The sequence below is a fragment of the Streptomyces sp. NPDC002817 genome (assembly GCF_053592055.1).
On the sequence record NZ_JBSFUY010000029.1, the window covers coordinates 94217 to 114687 of the forward strand.

16 protein-coding genes and 1 pseudogene are annotated in these 20471 nt (G+C 70.8%); 5 read left to right on the plus strand and 12 right to left on the minus strand.

What is annotated here, in order from left to right; translation table 11 throughout:
* Nucleotides 1-1572: an NADH-quinone oxidoreductase subunit M gene (locus ACWD3I_RS37685; RefSeq protein ID WP_365394055.1), complete on the plus strand. Its 1572-nt coding sequence runs from the start codon at nucleotides 1-3 to the stop codon at nucleotides 1570-1572.
* On the plus strand, nucleotides 1569-3218 hold the full coding sequence (nuoN, locus tag ACWD3I_RS37690; protein WP_365394056.1) for an NADH-quinone oxidoreductase subunit NuoN: 1650 nt from the start codon (nucleotides 1569-1571) through the stop codon (nucleotides 3216-3218). Before ACWD3I_RS37685 ends, nuoN begins: the two co-directional genes overlap by 4 nt.
* Nucleotides 3219-3295: 77 nt before the next feature.
* On the opposite strand, the gene ACWD3I_RS37695 is transcribed toward nuoN, so the two are convergent.
* Nucleotides 3296-3865, minus strand: coding sequence for a hypothetical protein (locus ACWD3I_RS37695; protein ID WP_365394057.1), 570 nt, complete (start codon nucleotides 3863-3865; stop codon nucleotides 3296-3298).
* Nucleotides 3866-4107: 242 nt separating this feature from the next.
* Here ACWD3I_RS37695 and recQ point away from each other — a divergent pair, with 242 nt between their 5' ends.
* Nucleotides 4108-6111 carry a DNA helicase RecQ gene (gene recQ / locus ACWD3I_RS37700; RefSeq protein ID WP_451084286.1) on the plus strand — a complete coding sequence of 668 codons (2004 nt, stop codon included), beginning with the start codon at nucleotides 4108-4110 and terminating at the stop codon, nucleotides 6109-6111.
* 60 nt (nucleotides 6112-6171) lie between these two features.
* On the opposite strand, the pseudogene ACWD3I_RS37705 reads toward recQ, so the two are convergent.
* From ACWD3I_RS37705 to fahA, 9 genes and pseudogenes are all read right to left on the minus strand, one after another.
* Nucleotides 6172-7059: pseudogene (locus ACWD3I_RS37705) on the minus strand (HEAT repeat domain-containing protein); the annotation flags it as partial.
* Nucleotides 6987-8978, minus strand: coding sequence for a fumarate reductase/succinate dehydrogenase flavoprotein subunit (locus tag ACWD3I_RS37710; protein ID WP_451084289.1), 1992 nt, complete (start codon nucleotides 8976-8978; stop codon nucleotides 6987-6989). The gene ACWD3I_RS37710 and the pseudogene ACWD3I_RS37705, both read right to left, overlap by 73 nt.
* A gap of 35 nt (nucleotides 8979-9013) precedes the next feature.
* Nucleotides 9014-9928, minus strand: coding sequence for an ABC transporter ATP-binding protein (locus ACWD3I_RS37715; protein ID WP_451084290.1), 915 nt, complete (start codon nucleotides 9926-9928; stop codon nucleotides 9014-9016).
* A gap of 145 nt (nucleotides 9929-10073) precedes the next feature.
* Nucleotides 10074-11057, minus strand: coding sequence for an ABC transporter permease (locus ACWD3I_RS37720; protein WP_365394059.1), 984 nt, complete (start codon nucleotides 11055-11057; stop codon nucleotides 10074-10076).
* Nucleotides 11054-12397: an ABC transporter substrate-binding protein gene (locus ACWD3I_RS37725; RefSeq protein WP_365394060.1), complete on the minus strand. Its 1344-nt coding sequence runs from the start codon at nucleotides 12395-12397 to the stop codon at nucleotides 11054-11056. The genes ACWD3I_RS37720 and ACWD3I_RS37725 overlap by 4 nt, the downstream gene beginning before the upstream one ends.
* Before the next feature lie 16 nt (nucleotides 12398-12413).
* Nucleotides 12414-12641 carry a 4Fe-4S dicluster domain-containing protein gene (locus tag ACWD3I_RS37730; protein WP_016437651.1) on the minus strand — a complete coding sequence of 76 codons (228 nt, stop codon included), beginning with the start codon at nucleotides 12639-12641 and terminating at the stop codon, nucleotides 12414-12416.
* Nucleotides 12642-12728: 87 nt separating this feature from the next.
* Entirely contained in the window at nucleotides 12729-13517 is a 789-nt protein-coding gene (locus ACWD3I_RS37735; RefSeq protein WP_365394061.1) for a GntR family transcriptional regulator, read from the minus strand.
* A gap of 121 nt (nucleotides 13518-13638) precedes the next feature.
* Complete coding sequence (locus ACWD3I_RS37740; RefSeq protein WP_365394062.1) at nucleotides 13639-14580, minus strand: M56 family metallopeptidase; 942 nt, start codon at nucleotides 14578-14580, stop codon at nucleotides 13639-13641.
* Nucleotides 14581-14737: 157 nt separating this feature from the next.
* Nucleotides 14738-15955, minus strand: a complete 1218-nt coding sequence (gene fahA / locus ACWD3I_RS37745; protein WP_365394063.1) for a fumarylacetoacetase — start codon at nucleotides 15953-15955, stop codon at nucleotides 14738-14740.
* A gap of 226 nt (nucleotides 15956-16181) precedes the next feature.
* On the opposite strand from fahA, the gene ACWD3I_RS37750 reads away from it, so the two are divergent.
* Both ACWD3I_RS37750 and ACWD3I_RS37755 read left to right on the plus strand, forming a co-directional pair.
* Nucleotides 16182-17417, plus strand: coding sequence for a carboxylate--amine ligase (locus tag ACWD3I_RS37750; RefSeq protein WP_365394064.1), 1236 nt, complete (start codon nucleotides 16182-16184; stop codon nucleotides 17415-17417).
* A 43-nt stretch (nucleotides 17418-17460) separates the two neighbouring features.
* Nucleotides 17461-18648, plus strand: a complete 1188-nt coding sequence (locus tag ACWD3I_RS37755; RefSeq protein ID WP_365394065.1) for an FAD-dependent oxidoreductase — start codon at nucleotides 17461-17463, stop codon at nucleotides 18646-18648.
* Here ACWD3I_RS37755 and ACWD3I_RS37760 read toward each other — a convergent pair.
* Together ACWD3I_RS37760 and ACWD3I_RS37765 are read right to left on the minus strand one after the other, a co-directional pair.
* The gene (locus ACWD3I_RS37760; protein WP_365394066.1) at nucleotides 18645-19241 is read right to left on the minus strand and encodes a hypothetical protein; all 597 of its coding nucleotides are present in this window, start codon (nucleotides 19239-19241) and stop codon (nucleotides 18645-18647) included. The genes ACWD3I_RS37755 and ACWD3I_RS37760 overlap by 4 nt on opposite strands.
* Nucleotides 19242-19253: 12 nt before the next feature.
* Nucleotides 19254-20384, minus strand: a complete 1131-nt coding sequence (locus ACWD3I_RS37765) for a glycoside hydrolase family 53 protein (RefSeq protein ID WP_365394067.1) — start codon at nucleotides 20382-20384, stop codon at nucleotides 19254-19256.
* Between the last annotated feature and the right edge of the window lie 87 nt (nucleotides 20385-20471).

A 20471-nucleotide genomic window follows, 5' to 3' on the forward strand; every position in this document is an offset into this window, starting at 1 on the left:
ATGTCCTTTCCTCTGCTGACAGCGACGGCGGCGCTCCCGGCGATCGGCGCGATCGCCACGGCCGCCGTACCGGCCGCGCAACGCACCGCGGCCAAATGGCTCGCGCTGCTCGTCTCGCTCGCCACACTCGTGCTCGCCGCGATCGTCCTGGTCCGCTTCGACCCGGACGGCGACCGCTACCAGCTCACCGAATCCCACTGGTGGATCAAGGACTTCGGGGTCAGGTACGAGCTGGGCGTGGACGGCATCGGGGTGGCGCTCCTCGCGCTGACCGCGCTGCTGATCCCGTTCATCATCCTCGCGGGCTGGCACGACGCCGACCCGCTGGAGACCGGCAACACGAGGTGGCGGCCGACGCAGGGCTTCTTCGCCCTGATCCTGGCCGTCGAGGCGATGGTGATCCTCTCCTTCGAGGCCACCGACGTCTTCCTCTTCTACATCTTCTTCGAAGCCATGCTGATCCCGATGTACTTCCTCATCGGCGGCTTCGGGGACCGTGCCCACGAGCACGGCGAGGAGACGGCGTCGACACAACGGTCGTACGCCGCCGTGAAGTTCCTCCTCTACAACCTGGTCGGCGGTCTGATCATGCTGGCCGCGGTGATCGGCCTGTACGTGGTCGCCGGGAACTTCAGCCTTCAGGAGATCGCCGAGGCGCGGGCCAACGGCTCGCTCGACATGGCCACCAACACCGAACGCTGGCTGTTCCTCGGCTTCTTCTTCGCCTTCGCGGTGAAGGCGCCGCTGTGGCCGCTGCACACCTGGCTGCCCAACGCGATGGGCGAGGCCACCGCCCCGGTCGCCGTCCTCATCACGGCGGTCGTCGACAAGGTCGGCACCTTCGCGATGCTCCGCTTCTGCCTCCAGCTCTTCCCGGAGGCCAGCAAGTGGGCGACGCCCGCGATCCTCGTCCTGGCGGTGATCAGCATCATCTACGGGGCGCTGCTCGCGGTCGGCCAGCGGGACATCAAGCGGCTGGTGGCGTACGCGTCGATCTCGCACTTCGGCTTCATCATCATGGGCATCTTCGCGATGACCAGCCAGGGCCAGTCCGGCGCGACGCTCTACATGGTCAACCACGGTATTTCCACCGCCGCGTTGATGCTGGTCGCCGGGTTCCTGATCTCGCGGCGCGGGTCGCGGCTCATCGCCGACTACGGCGGGGTGCAGAAGGTCGCTCCGGTGCTCGCCGGCACGTTCCTGATCGGCGGTCTGGCGACGCTGTCGCTGCCGGGTCTCGCACCGTTCGTGAGTGAGTTCCTGGTCCTGGTCGGCACGTTCGCGCGCTACCCGGTGATCGGGATCATCGCCACCTTCGGCATCGTGCTCGCCGCGCTCTACACCCTCGTCCTCTATCAGCGGACGATGACGGGCCCGGTGAAACCCGAGGTCGCGACGATGCCTGACCTCAGGGTGCGTGAACTCGTGGTGGTCGCGCCACTGGTCGTACTGCTGATCTTCCTGGGCGTCTACCCGAAGCCCGTCACGGACATCGTCAACCCGGCGGTCAAGGCGACCATGTCCGACGTACAGAAGAAGGACCCCCAGCCCGAGGTGGAGGCGGCCAAGTGAGCGCATCAGCCGTCCACAGCCTGTGGACAACTGCGGCCGATCCGATCTCGAAGATCGATACGCCGAAGATCGAATACGGACAATTGTCACCCACGTTGATCGTCGTCGGTGCGGCGATCATCGGAGTGCTGATCGAGGCGGCGGTACCGCGCAAGCAGCGGTACTACGCCCAGGTGTTCGTCTCCGCGGCAGCGCTGATCTCGGCCTTCGCCGCGGTCGTCGCGCTCGCGGAGGGCGGATACGCCACCACCAAGGCGGGCATCGTCGCGATGGGCGCGATCGCCGTCGACGGACCGGCCCTCTTCCTTCAGGGCACGATCCTGCTGGCGGGCCTGGTCGGCCTGTTCACCTTCGCCGAACGCCGCCTGGACCCGGTGGAGCACGGAAAACAGGTCGACTCCTTCGCCGCACAGGCCGCCTCCGTGCCCGGCAGCGACAGCGAGAAGGCCGCGGTGAAGGCCGGTTTCACCACCACCGAGGTGTTCCCGCTGCTGCTGTTCGCCGTCGCCGGCATGCTGATCTTCCCGGCGGCCAACGACCTGCTGACGCTGTTCATCGCGCTGGAAGTCTTCTCGCTGCCGCTGTACCTGATGTGCGCCCTGGCCCGCCGTAAGCGGCTCATGTCGCAGGAGGCCGCGGTCAAGTACTTCCTGCTCGGCGCCTTCGCCTCCGCGTTCACCCTGTTCGGCATCGCACTGCTGTACGGGTACGCGGGCTCGGTGTCCTACGCGACCATCGCACAGGTCGTCGACGGCACGGTCACGAACGTCGACCCGGCCCTCGCGGACACCATGGGCAACGACGCGCTGCTGCTCATCGGCGCCGCGATGATCGTGATGGGCCTGCTGTTCAAGGTCGGCGCGGTCCCGTTCCACATGTGGACGCCGGACGTGTACCAGGGCGCGCCGACCCCGGTGACCGGGTTCATGGCGGCGGCGACCAAGGTGGCCGCGTTCGGCGCGCTGCTGCGGATCCTCTACGTCGTGCTGCCGGGCCTGCGCTGGGACTGGCGGCCGGTCATGTGGGGCGTCGCGATCGTCACCATGCTCGGCGGTGCGATCGTCGCGATCACCCAGACCGACATCAAGCGACTCCTGGCGTACTCGTCGATCGCGCACGCGGGCTTCATCCTCGCGGGCGTCATCGCGACCACGCCGGACGGCATCTCGTCCGTCCTCTTCTATCTGGCGGCGTACTCGTTCGTCACGATCGGCGCGTTCGCCGTGGTGACGCTGGTACGCGATGCCGGTGGTGAGGCGACGCACCTGTCCAAGTGGGCCGGTCTCGGACGCCGTTCGCCCCTCGTGGCCGCCGTGTTCGCGGTATTCCTGCTGGCCTTCGCCGGCATTCCGCTGACCTCAGGGTTCGCCGGGAAGTTCGCCGTGTTCAAGGCGGCGGCGGAAGGCGGCGCGGCGCCGCTGGTCGTGGTCGGCGTGATCTCGTCGGCGATCGCGGCGTTCTTCTACATCCGCGTCATCGTGCTGATGTTCTTCAGCGAGCCGCGACCCGAGGGCCCGACGGTCGCCGTGCCGTCGCCGCTGACGATGGCGGCGATCGGGATCGGCGTGGCGGTCACGCTGGTGCTCGGTGTGGCGCCGCAGTACTTCCTGGACCTGGCGAACCAGGCGGGAGTGTTCGTGCGCTGACCTGCGGTACCTGTGCCCGCGGCGCTTGTACGGCGGCCCCGGTTCCCTTCGTGGGAGCCGGGGCCGCCGCGTTGCGCTCAGGCCGTCGGGTCGAGGTTGTCGAGGTTGGACACCCAGTCGGGCACGGTGGTCGTGGTCGTGGTCGCCGGTGTCGGCGCGGAGGCGCACTTCACGGCGGGGTTGAAGGGTTCGAAGAGCCCGTCGGGGTTGTCCTCGTAGATCCACGCGTGAAGCGTGTAGTAGCCGGGCACCTCGGTGCTGCGGAACGTCTCGCCGAACAGCTGCGGCGCGGCCTGTCCCGTGTTCTTGACGGCCCACCCCACCGCGACCAGATCGCGATCGCTGGTGTCGGACCCGCCTTCGTACAGCAGGATCTCCGGCTTGTCGGGGTCGACGACGGTGTCGGCGAGGTACTCCGCGTTGACGTAGCGGTAGCCCATCTCGGGCACGCAGTCGCCGGTGGCGGCCCAGCCGTCCGGCGGGGCGAGCGGCTCGTAGGAGTACTTGGCGGTGTCCGTGTACGTCGGGACCAGGTCCACCCAGACGAACGGGTCGGGCTCGGGCGCCGCCTGCGCGGGGGTGGCGGTCAGGGAGAGAGCGCCGGCTATCGCCATGGTGATGGCGGCCTTGAGGGGCCGAGAGGACATGATGGGGCTCCTTGAAGCGGAAGAGGCGCACGCTCCTGTGAGGCACGCCGTCCGGAGAGAGACGGGCCTCCCCTGGCCCGCCTGAGCAGCATGTCCCGGTGACCATGAGGGCGCCATGTGACCGAGGCCATTCGCATGAGCGCGGAGTGTGACGGGGCGAGCCTGTGGATAACTCCGGCGTTGTCGGTGCGGACCCCTATCGTGGACGCAGTGGTCGAGGGACTACGTACGGGGACAGGGCTATGCGCGGGATGGGTGGGATCAGCGAGATGCCAAGGGTGACCGAGGTGGCGGATACGGCCGAGAGTGAGGCGCTGGCCACGCTGCACCGGGTCTTCGGGTACGAGGCCTTCCGCGGCGAGCAGGGCGCGGTCATCGAGCACGTGGTCGCGGGCGGCGACGCCGTGGTCCTCATGCCGACCGGTGGCGGCAAGTCGCTGTGCTACCAGATCCCGTCCCTGGTCAGACCCGGTACGGGCATCGTGGTCTCGCCACTCATCGCGCTGATGCAGGACCAGGTGGACGCGCTGCGGGCGCTCGGCGTGAACGCCGGGTTCATGAACTCCACGCAGGACTTCGACGAGCGGCGGGTGGTGGAGGCGGAGTTCCTGGCGGGCGAGCTGGACCTGCTCTATCTCGCACCGGAGCGGCTGCGGCTCGACTCCACGCTGGAACTCCTCTCGCGCGGCAAGATCTCGGTCTTCGCGATCGACGAGGCGCACTGCGTGTCCCAGTGGGGCCACGACTTCCGCCCCGACTATCTGTCCCTCTCCCTGCTCGGCGAGCGCTGGCCGGACGTCCCCCGGATCGCGCTCACCGCGACGGCCACGGACGCGACCCACCAGGAGATCACCCAGCGGCTGAACATGCCGACGGCCCGGCACTTCGTGGCGAGCTTCGACCGGCCCAACATTCAGTACCGGATCGTGCCCAAGGCCGACCCCAAGAAGCAGCTGCTGAGCTTCCTGCGCCAGGAGCACGAGGGCGACGCGGGCATCGTGTACTGCCTCTCGCGCAACTCGGTGGACAAGACGGCGGAGTTCCTCAGCAAGAACGGCATCGAGGCCGTGCCCTACCACGCGGGGCTCGACGCGGGCACGCGCGCGGCGCACCAGTCGCGGTTCCTGCGCGAGGAGGGCCTGGTCGTATGCGCGACCATCGCCTTCGGCATGGGCATCGACAAGCCGGACGTCCGCTTCGTCGCCCACCTCGACCTGCCCAAGTCGGTCGAGGGCTACTACCAGGAGACCGGCCGCGCCGGACGAGACGGACTGCCGTCGACGGCCTGGATGGCCTACGGACTCAACGACGTCATACAACAGCGCAAGCTGATCCAGTCCGGCGAGGGCGACGAGGCGTTCCGCCGCCGGGCCGCCTCCCACCTGGACGCGATGCTGGCGCTGTGCGAGACGGCCCAGTGCCGGCGCGGGCAGTTGCTGAACTACTTCGGCCAGGAGCCGGACCCGTCGGGCTGCGGCAACTGCGACACCTGCCTCACCCCGCCGGAGACCATGGACGGCACGGTCGCCGCGCAGAAGGTGCTGTCGACGGTGGTGCGGCTGCAGCGCGAGCGCGGTCAGAAGTTCGGCGCGGTGCAGATCGTCGACATCCTGCTCGGCAAGCGCACCGGCAAGGTCATCCAGTTCGACCACGACCAGCTGTCCGTCTTCGGCATCGGCGAGGAACTCTCCGAGGGCGAATGGCGCGGTGTCGTCCGTCAGTTGCTGGCACAAGGACTGCTCGCGGTCGAGGGGGAGTACGGCACGCTGGTGCTGACCGAGGCGAGCGGTTCGGTGCTGCGACGGGAACGCGACGTACCGCTGCGCAAGGAGCCGAAGAAGCCGGCCTCCGCGAAGACCGCCGGGTCCTCTTCCGGGCGGGGCGAGCGCAAGGCGAAGACCGCCGCGGTGGAACTGCCCGAGTCGCTGATGCCGGCCTTCGAGGCGCTGCGGGCGTGGCGGGGCGAGCAGGCACGGGAACAGGGCGTCCCGGCGTACGTCATCTTCCACGACGCCACGCTCAGGGAGATCGTGACCGTGTGGCCGACGTCGGTGGCACAGCTCGGGACGGTCGGCGGCGTCGGCGAGAAGAAGCTGGTGACATACGGGGAGGGCGTGCTCGCGGTCCTGGCCGGGCTCGGCGACGGCCCTCCGGCCGCGAGCGCGCCGAGTCCGGAGGGCGACGTGGATCCGGGTGCGGACCACTGGCCCGAGATGGACGAGGAGCCGGAGCCCGACTGGACTTAGGGACGATCGGGGGCGCCGACTTCGGCGCCGGAACGGACAGGGGCTCCGGCGCCGGTCCCGTCACAATGCCCGGGTCGCGTACGCCCTGACGTCCGCGTCCGAGTCCGTCGTCGCCGTGGCCAGGGCCGCGCGGGCGTCCTCGGTGGCCGTGTGGCGGGTCAGGGCCAGGACCGCCGCCTTGCGGACGTCGGCGTTCTGGTCGGCGAGGGTCTTGGCGAGGGCGGGGACGGCGACATCCGGTTCGGCCGCGGACAGTGCGGTCGCGGCTCCGGACCGGACCTGCCAGGCGGGGTCGCCGAGGGCGTTCACCGCGCGGGCGGCCAGGGGCTCGGAGCAGCCAGTGGTGCCCAGTGCGGCGTAGGCGGCGGCACGTACCAGGGCGTCGGTGTCCTCGGTGAGGTCGGCGAGAGCGGTGAGAACGGCCTCGACCGGATGTTCCGTCGACACCGTCGCCAGGCTCTTGGCGATCGTGACCCGGACCTCGCGGGACGGCTCGGACGGTGCCGCGTGGGCGAGTTGCTCCGCGGCGTCGACCGAGACGAGGGCGCGTACCGCCTCGATGCGGACGGCGATGTCGGGGTCCGTCAGCGAGCCGGCGAACAGCTCCGTGTCGCCCAACCGCAGGGCGCGCAGGACGTCGAGGGCGGCTGCGCGGACGACCGGGTCGGGCTCGGCGAGGGCGGCGGCGAGGCCGTCACGGAGGGCGGGTTCGGGCGGAAGCGTCTCGACGAGCTCGCGCAGTGAGGCCGCGGCGGCGGCGCGTACCTCGGCGGCGGAGTCGCGGAGGGCTTCGGCCAGGGCGGGGCCCGTTCCCAGCGGCAGCGCCTCCGTCAGCACGGCGACGGCTTCGCGTCGCACGGCGGGCGCCGGGTCGCTCAAGTAGGTCCGCAGGGCGGCGAGTTCGGGCTCCTCCTCGGCGAGGGCGACGAGTTCGAGGAGGCGGGCGGAGGAAGTCTCGGGGGTGGGGTGGGGTGGGTGGGGAGGGGGAGGGGCCCCCTCCCCGACACCGACACCGACCCCGAGACTTCCTCCGCCGCCCCCACCGACTCCGCCCCACCCGCCCCCTGCGGCACCCCCGCAGCCATCGGCGCGCGGTCTCGGGAACCGGCCGTCGCCACGTCCTCCGGATGCACCTCGCCCAGCTGCCGGGAGGGGCCGCCCGTCGGGGTGAACTCCTCGACGGGGACCAGGTAGGGAGCCACGGGGCGGGCCGTGAACTCCATTGTGCCGGAGGGGGACTTGTACAGGTCGAGGTGGTGGAACCAGGAGGCGTCGTCGCGCTGGGGGTGGTCGAGACGGTCGTGGTAGAGGCCCCAGCGGGACTCCGTGCGGGCCAGGGAGGCGCGTGCGGCCATCTCCGCGCAGTCGCGGATGAACGAGACCTCGGCGCAGCGCATCAGTTCGTGCGCGGTGCGGGCGCCCATCTCCGCGATGTCGGTGCGCATCCGCTCGAAGGCCTCCAGGGCGAGCGAGAGACGGGCGCCGGACTTCGGCGGGGCGACGTAGTCGTTCACGAAGCGGCGCAGTTTGTACTCGACCTGGGGCTGCGGCGGGCCGTCCGGGTTGCGCAGCGGGCGGTAGATCAGTTCGTGGGCCTCGCGGAGTTGGTGAGGAGGCAACTCGCCCTCGTACGGCCGGTACTGGGCGGCGTCCGCGCCGGCCAGGTCGCCGAAGACGAAGGCGCCGATCATGTAGTTGTGGGGGACGCAGGCGAGGTCGCCGGCGGCGTACAGGCGGGGGACGGTCGTACGGGCGTGGTCGTCCACCCGTACTCCCGAGGCCGAATGACCGCCGCACAGGCCGATCTCGGAGATGTGCATCTCGATGTCGTGGGTGCGGTAGTCGTGGCCCCGGCCTTCGTGGAAAGTCCCCCGGGTGGGCCGTTCCGTCGAGTGCAGGATCGACTCGAGGGACGAGATCGACTCCTCGGGCAGATGGCTCAGCTTCAGGTAGACCGGTCCTCGGTCCGAGGCCACCTCCGCCGCGAACTCCGCCATCATCTGGCCCGACCAGTAGTCGGAGTCGACGAAGCGTTCGCCGTGCCGGTTGACCTGGTAGCCGCCGAAGGGGTTGGCGACGTAGGCGCAGGCGGGGCCGTTGTAGTCCTTGATCAGCGGGTTGATCTGGAAGCACTCGATGCCGGTGAGCTCGGCGCCCGCGTGGTACGCCATCGCGTAGCCGTCGCCCGCGTTGGTCGGGTTCTCGTACGTGCCGTACAGGTAGCCGGATGCCGGGAGGCCCAGGCGGCCGCAGGGGCCGGTGGCGAGGATGACGGCGCCCGCGCGAACCGTCACGAAGGCGCCGGTGCGGGTGTTGAAGCCGACCGCGCCCACGGCCCGCCCGTCCTCGGGAGCGGTGAGCACCCGGACCGGCATCACCCGGTTCTCGATGCGGATCCGCTCCCGCATCTCGCGCCGGCGCAGCTGGCGGTACAGGACCTTCTTGACGTCCTTGCCCTCCGGCATGGGCAGCACGTAGGAGCCGGAGCGGTGGACCTGGCGGACCGCGTACTCGCCGTGCTCGTCCTTCTCGAACTTCACACCGTAGGACTCCAGTCGCTGCACCATGGCGAAGCCGCGGGTGGCGGTCTGGCGGACGGTGGACTGGTCGACGATGCCGTCGTTGGCGCGGGTGATCTCGGCGACGTAGTCGTCGGGCTCGGCGCGGCCGGGGACGACCGCGTTGTTGACGCCGTCCATGCCCATGGCGAGGGCGCCGGAATGCCGGACGTGGGCCTTCTCCAGGAGGATCACGTCGGCGCCGTGCTCGGCGGCGGTCAGGGCGGCCATGGTGCCGGCGGTGCCGCCGCCGATGACGAGGACGTCGCAGCTCAGCTCCTCGGCGTCGGTGAGTGCGGGGATCTCCAGGGGAGTGTTCACGGAGGCGGTCACCAGGGGGCCTTTCAGGTACCGAGCGAGGTGAGGACTTCGCGCCGCAGGGTCAGGCGCGCGGGTTCTTCGTGTGCCGTGCGGTCACGCGGGCGGGGTATTTCGCGTACGGCGGTGAGGCGGCCGGCGCCGAGGAGGGCCACGCGGTCGCCGAGGAACAGGGCCTCGTCCACGTCGTGGGTGACGAAGACGACGGTCGCGCCCGTGCCCCGCAGCACCTCTACGAGCAGGTCCTGCATGCCGGCGCGGGTCTGGGCGTCGAGCGCGCCGAAGGGTTCGTCCATCAGTACGGCGCGGGGCGCTCCCGCGAGGGCCCGGGCCAGCTGGGCGCGTTGGCGTTGCCCGCCGGAGACCCGGTGCGGCAGGTGCCGGGCCCGGTCGGCGAGTCCTACGCGGTCCAGCCAGGACTCGGCCTGGGCACGGCGTTCGGTGCGGGGCACCCCCTTGATGGCGAGGGGGAGTTCGACGTTGGCCCGCAGGGTGCGCCAGGGCAGGAGGGCGTCCTCCTGGAAGACCAGGGCGCGGTCCGCGGCCGGGGCGGTGATCGGGTGGCCGTCCTGCTCCACGGTTCCGTCGAGCGGGGGCAGCAGCCCGGCGAGGGTGCGCAGCAGCGTCGACTTGCCGCAGCCGGAGGAGCCGACGACGGTCAGGATCTCGCCGGGCGCGATGTCCAGGTCGACACCGGACACGGCGGGGGCGCCGGGACGTCCGAGACCGGCGCCGGTGAGGGTGAGACGGGTGCCGCGGACGGGGGTGGCGGCCGGAGCCTCGGCACCGGAGGCGTGCCGGTCCGGGGCGGCGCCCGCTCCGGCACCGGACGCCTGCGCGACGGCGCGGGTGACGCCGGTCGGCCCGGAATCCTTTGAGGTCGCACCAGTTGGGACGGTTGCCGCGGAAGCCTCCGATGCCGTGCCGGTCGTGACAGCGATCCCGGAACCGGAAGTCTCCGAGGCCGCGCCCGCCGCGCCGCTTGCGCTGGACGCCTCCGAGGCCGCGCCGACCGCCTCCGGTCCCTCACCGATCGCGTCGACTGTCCCCGACACCCCGGCCGTGCCGCCCGTCGTGCCGGTCGTCTCAGACGAGGTGCTCATCACGTGCCTCCTCGGTCCTGGAGTCGGACCCCTTGTCCTTGGGCCTGTCGTGCACGGCTTCCTCGTCCGCGGCCCCGATGGCACCCGCCCCCTTGCCCACGCGAGTCGGCGGCACCGCCCCTGCGGACCGCGAGGTCCGCGGTCGAGGGCCGGCCCCCACGTCGTACGACGTCCGTGGCAGCCACCGCGTCAGTCGGCGGCCCAGTGCCTCGACCGCCGTGGAGGTGAGCCAGCCGAGGATGCCGATCGTGACCATGCCGACGAAGACGCCGGGGTAGTCGACGACGGTGTAGTCCTGCCAGGTGCGGTAGCCGACGCCGTACTGGCCGGAGATCATCTCGGCGGAGATCACGCAGATCCACGAGACGCCGATGCCGACCGACAGTCCGCCGAAGATGCCGGGCAGCGCGCCCGGCAGGACGACCGAGGCGAGGATCCGTGACCGTCCGCCGCCCATCGTCAGCACCGCCTCCTCCCAGGCGGGGGTGAGCGCGCGGACGGCGTGCCGGGTGGAGACGAGGACCGGGAAGAACGCGGCGGTGAAGGTGATGAAGACGATGCCCTGTTCGTTGGAGGGGAACAGGAGGATGGCGACGGGGACCAGGGCGATCGCCGGGATCGGGCGGATCACTTCGAGGACCGGTCCGAGCAGGTCCTCGGCGAGGCGGGAGCGCGCCACGAGCACGCCCGTCGCCACACCGAGCACCGCGGCGAGCAGGAAGCCGCTCAGGATGCGGGTGAGGCTGTCGGTGAGGTCGGTCCAGTAGTCGGGGCCGGACAGCCGGTCGGCGAAGGTACGGGCGACGTCGGTGACCGTGGGGAACTGCGAGAAGCGCAGCCACAGGTCGATGTCGAGGCTGGTCAGCAGCTGCCACACGCCGAGGGCGATCGCGAGCGAGCCGGCCCGCAGGGCGAGGCGGCCGGCCCGGCGTGGATACCGGGGCGCCCGCCGTGCGTACCGGCTCACGACGCCTGCTCCAGTGCGGCGGCGTACGGGACGACGTGGGCGCCACCGTGTTCGGCGACGTACGCCTGCGCGGTCGCCGGGGTGACGAAGGGCAGCAGCTCCTTGCCGTCGGCCACCCAGATGGCCTTGTCGGCGAACCACAGGGTGCCGGTGGTGGCGTCGGGGACGTACGCGGCGCGGATGCCGGACCTGTGCTCGGCGACGTAGGCCAGCAGTTCGGCCGGGGTCTTGAAGGCGCGGGTCTCGGCGGCGCCCTTGGGCCAGACCTCGCTCGCGGACGCCGGGGGAGTGGTGGCGAGCCGCTTCGCGTAGTCGGTGCCCAGGGCCTTCTTCACGTACTGGTCGTCGACGAAGGCGTCCACGTCCACGTCGCCGGTCAGCTTGGCCGATTTCAGGACCGAGACGTCCTGCTTCAGGGCGGAGATCAGCTGGGGCTTGATCGCCGGGTCGAAGGTGGAGATGCCGTGGGCGCCGTTGTAGAGGTAGACGACCTCGGCGGGCAGGCTGGTGGCCTCGGCGACCTTCTCCGCGGCGGGCACGGGGTGCTCGTCGAGGTAGTCCGTGGCCTCGGCCTGGGCCTTGAGGAAGGCCTCCAGGACGGCCGGGCGCTCCTTGGCGAAGTCCTCGCGGGCGGTGACGCCGTGGAAGGTGGGGAGGTTCAGCTGGGCCCCGTCGTAGAGGGCCTTCGCCTTGCCCTGGTAGGCGAGCAGGCCGGGCCAGGCGACGAACTGGGAGAGCGCGTCCGCGCTGCCGGCGGAGAGGGCGGAGGCGCCCACCGCGGGCTGCTGGTTGAGCTTCTCGATGCCCTTGTCGGGGTCGATGCCGGCGCGCTGCAGGGCGCGGACGAGGGTGCCGTCGGCGGCGGAGCCGATGCTGGTCGACACCTTCTTGCCCTTGAGGTCCGCGAGGGAGGCCAGTTTCGAGTCCGGGGCGGTGACGATGGTGTTGAGGCCGCCGCGGAGGTTGTAGCCGGTGACGGAGACCAGGTGGGTCGGCTTGCCGAGCTGCTTGCCGCGGGCCGCGTTGATGAGGAGCGGGAAGTCGCCCATCGAGCCGATGTCGATCTTCCCGGCGGTCATCTGGGCAGTGATGGGGGCGCCGGTGGCGTAGTCCTGCCAGTCGACCTTGTACGTCTTGCCGTCGCCCAGCGAGTTCAGCTGCTTCTCGAAGTAGCCGAGGGAGCGCAGCAGGGTGCCGGCGGTGACGGTGTTGATGGTCTTGGACTGGTAGCCGACGGTGACGGTCACCGTGGAGCCGTCGCCGGCCCGGGCGCTGCCGCCGCAGGCCGTCAGGGGCGCGAGCAACAACACTGCTGAAGCGGCAACTGTCTTGTGTTTCATGGGAGTTCGGGACCTCTCACCGGAGCAGATAGGGCATGTTGACCGTGACGGCTCCGGTGGGACAGCGGGCCGCGCAGGGGCCGCAGTACCAGCATTCGTCGACGTGCATGTAGGCCTTGCCGCTGCTGTCGTCGATGGCGAGGGAGTCCAGCGGGCACATGTCCACGCAGAGCGTGCAGCCGTCGATGCACTTCGACTCGTCGATGGTCACGGGCACGTCGGCCCGCTGGGGCGCCAAGGGCATGGCTGTCTCCAGAGATGTCCTGAGATTTCCTGCGCGGCGGTGAACCGGGCGGGATCTGCCGAACGATGAAGAGGTGGGAGGGGGTGGTCAGAGGGAGCGGTGCAGCAGGCCGCTCATGGTGATGCGGTCGCCGCGGAAGCGGATGAACTCCAGGTCGACCGGGCGGCCGTCGGCGAGGTGGGTGAGGCGTTCCAGCATGAGGACGGCCGCGCCGCGTGGGGCCTCCAGGACGGCGGCGGAGTGGGTGTCCGCGTTCACCGCCTCCAGGGTGATCTCGGCGTGGCCGAGATGCTGGCCGGTGATCGTCTCCAGGAGGCGGAAGACGTCGGTGTTCTCCAGGTCGGCGCCGAGCAGGGCGGTGCCGATGTCGAGTGGGATGTAGGTGAGGTCCAGAGAGAGGGGAAGGCCGTTCAGGCGGCGCAGGCGTTCGATGTAGAGGACGTCGGTGCCGGGTGTGACCTGGAGGCGTTCGGCCACCGGGGCGGGTGCGGGGGCGGGGCCCATGGTGCGGACCTCGTTGGTGACGGTGCCGTGTTCGTGGAGGGTTTCCGCGAGGCCCATCAGACGGTCCAGGCCGTGGGGGTACTTCTGGGCGACGACCACGGTGCCCACTCCGGGCAGGCGGTCGACGAGACCTTCGGCGCGCAGCAGGTCCAGGGCCAGGCGGACCGTGTTGCGTGAGGCCCGGTAGTCGGTGGCCAGGGTCGACTCGTGGGGGAAGGTGTCGTCCGCGAAGCCGCCGGTGAGGATCTGGTGGCGCAGGAGGTCGGCGAGTTGCCGGGCCTGGTCCGCGCGCAGCCGGCGGCGCGCACGGTGGGCGGCGACGGTGGTCGCGCCCTGGCCGGCGTGCTCGCGGATGCGGTCGGAGGGAGGCATGGCATGAACCATAGCGAGGAGGTAGGAAAAGGGGTGTTGCGGCAGTGTTGCGCCACCTGCCGGGGTGTCAGGCACCCGGCTGACCTGCGTAAACGGCTGTCGTTGAGCAAGATCTGCCAGGTTAGGCCAGTGCTGTCAGCCCCGGTCCGAAGGCGATCAGCAGGGGCAGCAGGGGGACCAGGGCCGCCACTGTCGCCGTCAGTGCCCGGTGTCTGCGCAGCAGGCGTGGCTGGGGCTCCAGCAGCCGGTCGACCCGCTCGCCCAGCAGGCGGTGGCTGGAGGAGCAGGACAGGACGCCCCGGTGCTGGTTCAGCTCGATCAGGGCCAGGGCGGTGGTCAGGTGGCCGCAGCGGCGGGAGGCCGTGTCGTCGGCGGCCAGTTCGACCAGGCGGTGGGTCTCGTCGCAGAAGTGGGCGAACAGGGGCACCCGGGGGAAGCCGGTGGCGAGGGCGGTCGAGAGGTGGAGCAGCCAGTCGTGGTGGGAGCGGGCGTGGTCGCGCTCATGGGTGAGGACGGCGTCCAGCTGGTGGTCGGTCAGGCGGTGCAGGGCGCCGGTCGTCACCACGAGCTGGGGCGGGCTGCCCGGCATCCACCAGGCGTCGGGGTATTCGTCCTCCAGCACCAGCAGGGGGCCGCGCGCGGCCTTCTCCAGGCCGCCGGGCAGTTCGGGGGCGCGTTCGCGCAGATGCGCCCTGGTCAGGCCGCGGTGGCGGCGCGCCTCCACGAGCTCGCGGGCCAGCATCGCGGTCGTCCAGGCGGCTCCGCAGGCCAGCAGGAGGGTCAGCAGGGCCGCCCAGACGGGGGCGGCGGACAGGTCGTAGGCCGCGGTCACCGCCGGTGGCGCGGGGGCGAAGACATGGTCGCGGACCGTGTGGAAGACGGCGGCGGCGCCGAGCACCAGGGCCGTCAGACAGCACATCAGGACGGTGGCGACCAGGCATTGCCACACCCAGAGCCCCACCACGGGTTCCCGTTCGGGCCAGGCGGCCCGGGTCAGCGCACGGGGGGCCGGCACGGCGGCGGCCAGCGCGACGGCGCTGAGCAGGAGCAGGCAGAACGTCATCCCACGGGCTCCGGATCCGGTCGGTGGAGGAGGTGGCTAGGGGTGGGCCGACGCGTTCGTCCGCTGTGTCGCCCGCCGCCAGTATGACGGCGGCGGGCGGTGCACGGCAGACCTCGGGACGACCCCCGGCCCGTACTTCAACTCACCGTCGACCACGTCACCGCGACACCACCTGTCCCACCACCTCACCCAGTCCCACCCGTACCCCGTCCGGCCCGGGTGCCCAGGCCGACAGTGTCACCACGTCGCCGTCCTCCAGGAAGGTCCGTTTGCCGTCGGGGAGTTCGAGGGCGTCGCGGCCGTTCCAGGTCAGTTCCAGCAGGGATCCGCGTTCGTGCTCGGAGGGTCCGCTGACGGTTCCGGAGCCGTAGAGGTCACCGGTCCGCAGGGAGGCGCCGTTCACCGTCATGTGGGCCAGTTGCTGGGCGGCGGTCCAGTACATGGTGGAGAAGGGGGGCTCGGAGACCAGGTGCCCGTTGATCGACACGGAGATACGGAGGTCGTAGCCGCCCGGGCCGTCACCGGAGGCCGAGTCGTCGAGGTACGGCAGCAGTTCGTGTGTGCGCTCCGGTGGCGCCACCCGTGCCTCCTCCAGCGCGTCCAGCGGGGTGATCCACGCCGACACCGACGTGGCGAAGGACTTGCCGAGGAACGGGCCGAGGGGGACGTACTCCCAGGCCTGGATGTCGCGTGCGGACCAGTCGTTGAGGAGGCACAGCCCGAAGACGTGCTCCCGGAAGTCGCCCAGCGCCACCGGCGAGCCCATGGCCGAGGGCACGCCGACGACGAAGCCGACCTCCGCCTCGATGTCCAGGCGGACCGAGGGGCCGAAGACGGGGGCCGTGTCCGAGGGGGCCTTGCGCTGGCCGGACGGTCGTACGACATCCGTCCCCGACACCACGACCGTGCCCGAGCGGCCGTGGTAACCGATCGGCAGGTGTTTCCAGTTCGGGGTCAGGGAGTCCGCGGCGTCGGGTCGGAAGATGTGGCCGACGTTGCGGGCGTGGTTCTCGGAGGCGTAGAAGTCGACGTAGTCCGCGACCTCGAAGGGCAGATGCAGGGTCACCGACGAGAGCGGGTGCAGGAACTCCTGGACGGCCGACTGGTGCGAGGGCACCGTCACCCATGCCGTCAGGGCCCGCCGTACGTCCGACCACGCGGTGCGGCCCGCCGCCAGCAGCGGGTTCAGGGACGGCCGGGCGAGCAGGGTGGCGTACGGCGAACCCAGTGCGTGGGCCGCCGCGCCGGCGTCGAGTACGTGGTCGCCGAGCCGGACGCCGACGGTTCGGTCGGCCGACTCTCCCACGGAAAAGACGCCGTACGGAAGGTTGTGCGGGCCGAAGGGGTCGCCCTCGGGGAGATCGAAGGGGGGCATGGGGTACTGCCTCGCTCTCAATCGCTGCGTGTGCCATGTGGTCGCGCCACACGTTACGGCCGAGTCGCTTGTCTTGGGAGGGTCTAAAGAGTCCGCAATGTTCTGGTAAGGGGTCGTTGGAGGCTTCAATTCCGGCTTAGCGTCCTTTGGGGACAACGGGCGGGGTGGGGCCGGTCCGTGGACGGGACACCTGGGGGGACCCGTGGCCAGGAGCGCAGACATACGTGTGCCGTTTGAGGCCGACCGTGAGGTGCCGGGCCTGATCGTGAAGTTCGGCGACTATCCGCTGCACCACGGCGGGGTCGGCGCGATCCGCAGTCTGGGCCGCCTCGGCGTCCCGATGTACGCGATCACGGAGGACCGTTGCACGCCCGCGGCCGCCTCCCGCTATCTGAGGAAGGCCTTCGTCTGGCCGACGACCGGGACGGAGGAGCCCGGGCGGCTCGTCGAGGGGCTGCTGCGGATCGGCCGCGCCATCGGCCGCCCGACGGTCCTCGTCCCCACGGACGAGGAGGCCGCGGTGCTCATCGCCGAGCACCGCGACGAACTCGGCGCCCGCTTCCTCGTCCCGCGCGTCGAACGCGGCCTGCCGCGCCGCCTCGCCAGCAAACAGGGGCTGCACGAACTCTGCGTGGAACACGGCATCCCCAGCCCGACGGCGGCCTTCCCGCGGTCCTACGACGACATCGTCGCCTTCGCCGACAAGGCGCTCTTCCCGGTGGTGGCCAAGAACCGCGAGGCGTTCGTGCGCCGCACCCGGCCGGCCGTGAACGGCACGACCCGGGTCGCCACCCGCGAGCGCCTGCTCACCCTCGCCCGCGACTGGGGCGAGCGGCCCGGGGTGATCCTCCAGGAGTATCTGCCCAGGGAGCAGGCGGAGGACTGGATCGTGCACGCCTACTTCGACGCGGACTCCACGCCGCTGGCGATGTTCACCGGGGTCAAGGTCCGTTCCTGGCCGCCGCACGCGGGGATGACCGCGAACGCGTACGTCGTCGACAATCCGGAACTCGCGGACCTCGCCGCTCGATTCATCAAAGAGATCGGCTTCACCGGCATCATCGACCTCGACCTGCGCTTCGACCGGCGCGACGGGCTGTACAAACTCCTCGACTTCAACCCGCGCATGGGTGCCCAGTTCCGGCTCTTCGAGAACGAGTCGGGGGTGGACGTCGTCCGCGCCCTGCACCTGGACCTGACCGGCCGCCGCGTCCCGGAGGGGGAACAGCGGGCGGGCCACCGGTACATCGTGGAGAACATCGACCTGCCCGCACTGCTCGCCTACCGGCGCAGCGGCTACACGACGCCGCACGCCCCGGACCGGGCGAGCGGGACCGAGCTGGCCTGGCTCGCGGGTGACGACCCGCTGCCGTTCCTCACGATGCTCGCGCGCTTCGCGCGGCCGGGTGCGAAGCATCTGTACCAGCTGTGGCGGACCAACCGCCGCGGCGCCTCGAAGTAGCAGATGGCTCCACGAAGTGGAGACGTTCCTGGGGAGGGACTTCGTGATCCGACCGGTAGCAGTCATCGGTGCCGGGCCCTACGGCCTGTCCACCGCCGCCCATCTCAGGGCCCGCGGCATCCCCGTCCGGGTCTTCGGCGAGCCCATGGTCAGCTGGCGCGACCACATGCCCGCCGGCATGCTCCTCAAGTCGACCCCGGCGGCCTCCGACCTCGACGCGCCCCAGCGGGGCCACACCCTCGTCGACTACTGCGACGCGGCGGGCATACCGCGGCTGGTGACCGACGAGGACATCGTCCCGGTGGAGACCTTCATCGGGTACGGCGAGTGGTTCCAGCAGAAGCTGGTGCCCGAGCTGGAGCGGGTGCGGGTCGTGTCGGTGGACCGGGGCTCCCGGGGCTTCGAACTCAAGCTGGACTCGGGAGAGGCGTTCACCGCCCGCGCGGTCGTCGTGGCCACCGGACTCGCGGGGCTGGCCCATCTGCCGCCCGAGCTGACCACGGGTGACGGACCGGCCCCCACGGGCCCGGTCTCCCACAGCTCCCAGCACCACGACCTGAGCCGTTACGCCGGCAAGGAGCTGCTCGTCGTCGGCGCCGGCCAGTCCGCGCTGGAGACGGCGGCCCTCGCGGCGGAGGCGGGCGCCCGGGTCAGGGTCGTCTCCCGGGGCCGGGTCGCCTTCGGCGAGCCCCCGTGGCACCAGCCCCGGCTCCGCCCGGAGTCGCCCTTCGGCCGCGCCTGGTCCCTGTGGGCGCTCACCTACTACCCCCACCCCTACCGCCACCTCCCGGCCCAGGCCCGCCACTACCTGGTCCGCCGCGTCCTCGGCCCGCTCGGCGCATGGTGGCTGCGCGACCGCTTCCAGGGCCGGGTGAGGGTCAGCGAGGTCCGTCGCGTCCTGAGCGCCGACGCGGCCGACGGCCATCCCACGCTGACGGTCCTCACCTCCACCGGAGGCACGGAACGTCTGCCGGCCGACCACGTCATCGCCGCTACCGGCTACCGCGTCGACCTCGCCGCGATGGACTTCCTCGGCCATGAACTCCGTACGGCACTGGCGGTGAGCCGGGGCGCGCCGAAACTGGGCGCGGGATACGTGTCGTCGGTGCCGGGGCTCTACTTCACCGGACTGCCGGCGGCCTCGTCGTACGGGCCGGTGATGCGGTTCGTGTGCGGTACGGAGTTCGCGTCACCGAGGCTGGTGAGGCATCTGGCGGCGGCGCACGGTTAGGAGCCGGGCAGCTGGGCCTGCTGCCACGCCATGAACTCCTCGATCAGCTCGGGCGGGTTGGCGTACTCGGTCGCGTGGAGCTCCCAGCCGGGGCAGTCCATGTCAAACACGACCACGGGGATCGGACGGCCGAAGGTCTTCTCGATCACTCCGTCGGCGTGCAGATGGCGGGCGAGGTCGATGACGGCGTCGTAGAAGTGCAGCCGGAGGAGGTCCGACTTGGCGTCGATCTCGCCCTCGTCCTCCTCGTCCTCGGAGTCGAACCAGGCGCCGAGCTGCTTGACCTCCGCCTCGTACACCGGGCCGCCGGCCGGATCCTCGGGGACGTTTCCGAGCTTCTCGAAACCCTCCAGGATCCAGCAGGCGTAGTTCCAGCGGGCCTCGCCGGGGTCCTCCGGTCGTCGCTCCAGCCGGTACTGGCTCTCGGTGTTGTAGCCGATGTCCACGTACGGATGCCGGCAGTCGTAGTCGACGCGCCAGATGTTGAAGGCCAGGGTGTAGATCTCGGGCTTCAGCTGCTCGGGTATGCGCTCCAGCACGCCGACCGCGGCCGTCCGCAGATGGTTCAGGAAGGTCTCCGGGTGATCCGTCACCCCGCGAGCATCTCACCCACGCCGGTACGACCCCACCGTGTAGAACCCGGTCAAGGCCCTGCTGTTGTAGTCGAACAGGGCCTGGTTCTCCCAGGCGTTGCCGGAGCTCGGGTCGGCCGGGTCCCAGCCGTTGCCGGTGACCGCCGTCCAGAGGCCCTCCCAGTACACGTACCCCAGGCCCCTGTTGTCGGGTGCCGCGGCCACCGTGTCGGCGATCGCCCTGATCCACGCGTCCTGGCCGGCGGGCGTGGCCGGGTATCCGGAGGTGAGCTGGCTGCCGGAGCCGACGATGTTGCCGGTGGAGTCCTTGTTGGCGAGGGTCCAGGGGTAGGCGGTCTCGACGACGATCGCCGGGGTGGCGTAGCGGTTGGTGACGAAGGCGAGGTTGGCGGAGAGCGCCGAGAGCGTGCCGTGCCAGTACGGGTAGAAGGACAGGCCGATGACGTTCCAGCTCACGCCCCGCGAGCGCATGTTGTCGAAGAACCACTGGTAGAGGCTCTGGGTACCGCCGTTGGCCAGGTGCAGGACCGTGCGGACGCCGGGGGTCGTCGCGCGGGCGGCGTTGGTGCCGGACTTCAGGAAGGCCGCCAGGTTGTCCAGGTGCTCCCAGTTGCCGTCCGGCCAGAGCATGCCGCCGTTGAGTTCGTTGCCGATCTGGACCAGGTCGGCGGGGGTGCCCTGGGAGACCAGGGCGCCGAGGACGTCGGCGGTGTGGTTGTAGACGGCCGTGGAGAGCTGAGAGACGGAGTACGACGACCAGGCGGCGGGCTTGGTCTGGGTGCCGGGGTCGGCCCAGGTGTCCGAGTAGTGGAAGTCGATGATCAGCTTGATGCCCTGCGCGCTCAGACGCCTGGCCAGCGGCAGGATGCGGGCCTTGTTGTTGTAGCCGTCCGCAGGGTTCACCCACACCTTGAGGCGGGCGTGCGAGATGCCGGCCGTGCCGAGGAGGGCGACCGGGTCGACTCTCGTGCCGGCGGAGTTGTAGTAGACCCCGCCGTAGGCCTCGGACTTGGGCAGGGTGGAGATGTCGATGCCGCGGACCGAGAGGGTGGTCGCGGCGGCGGCCGGGGTGACGGTGGTGCCCAGGACCACGGGGGTGGCCGCGGAGACGGCGGCGGCCTTGAGGATCGTACGACGGCGCATGCGGGTGCTTCCTTCCAGAGGATGGTCGGAGAGTCGAGCGACGTACGCGCGTGTGCTGAAGCGTCCGTCGGCGGCCCGGCGACCGCC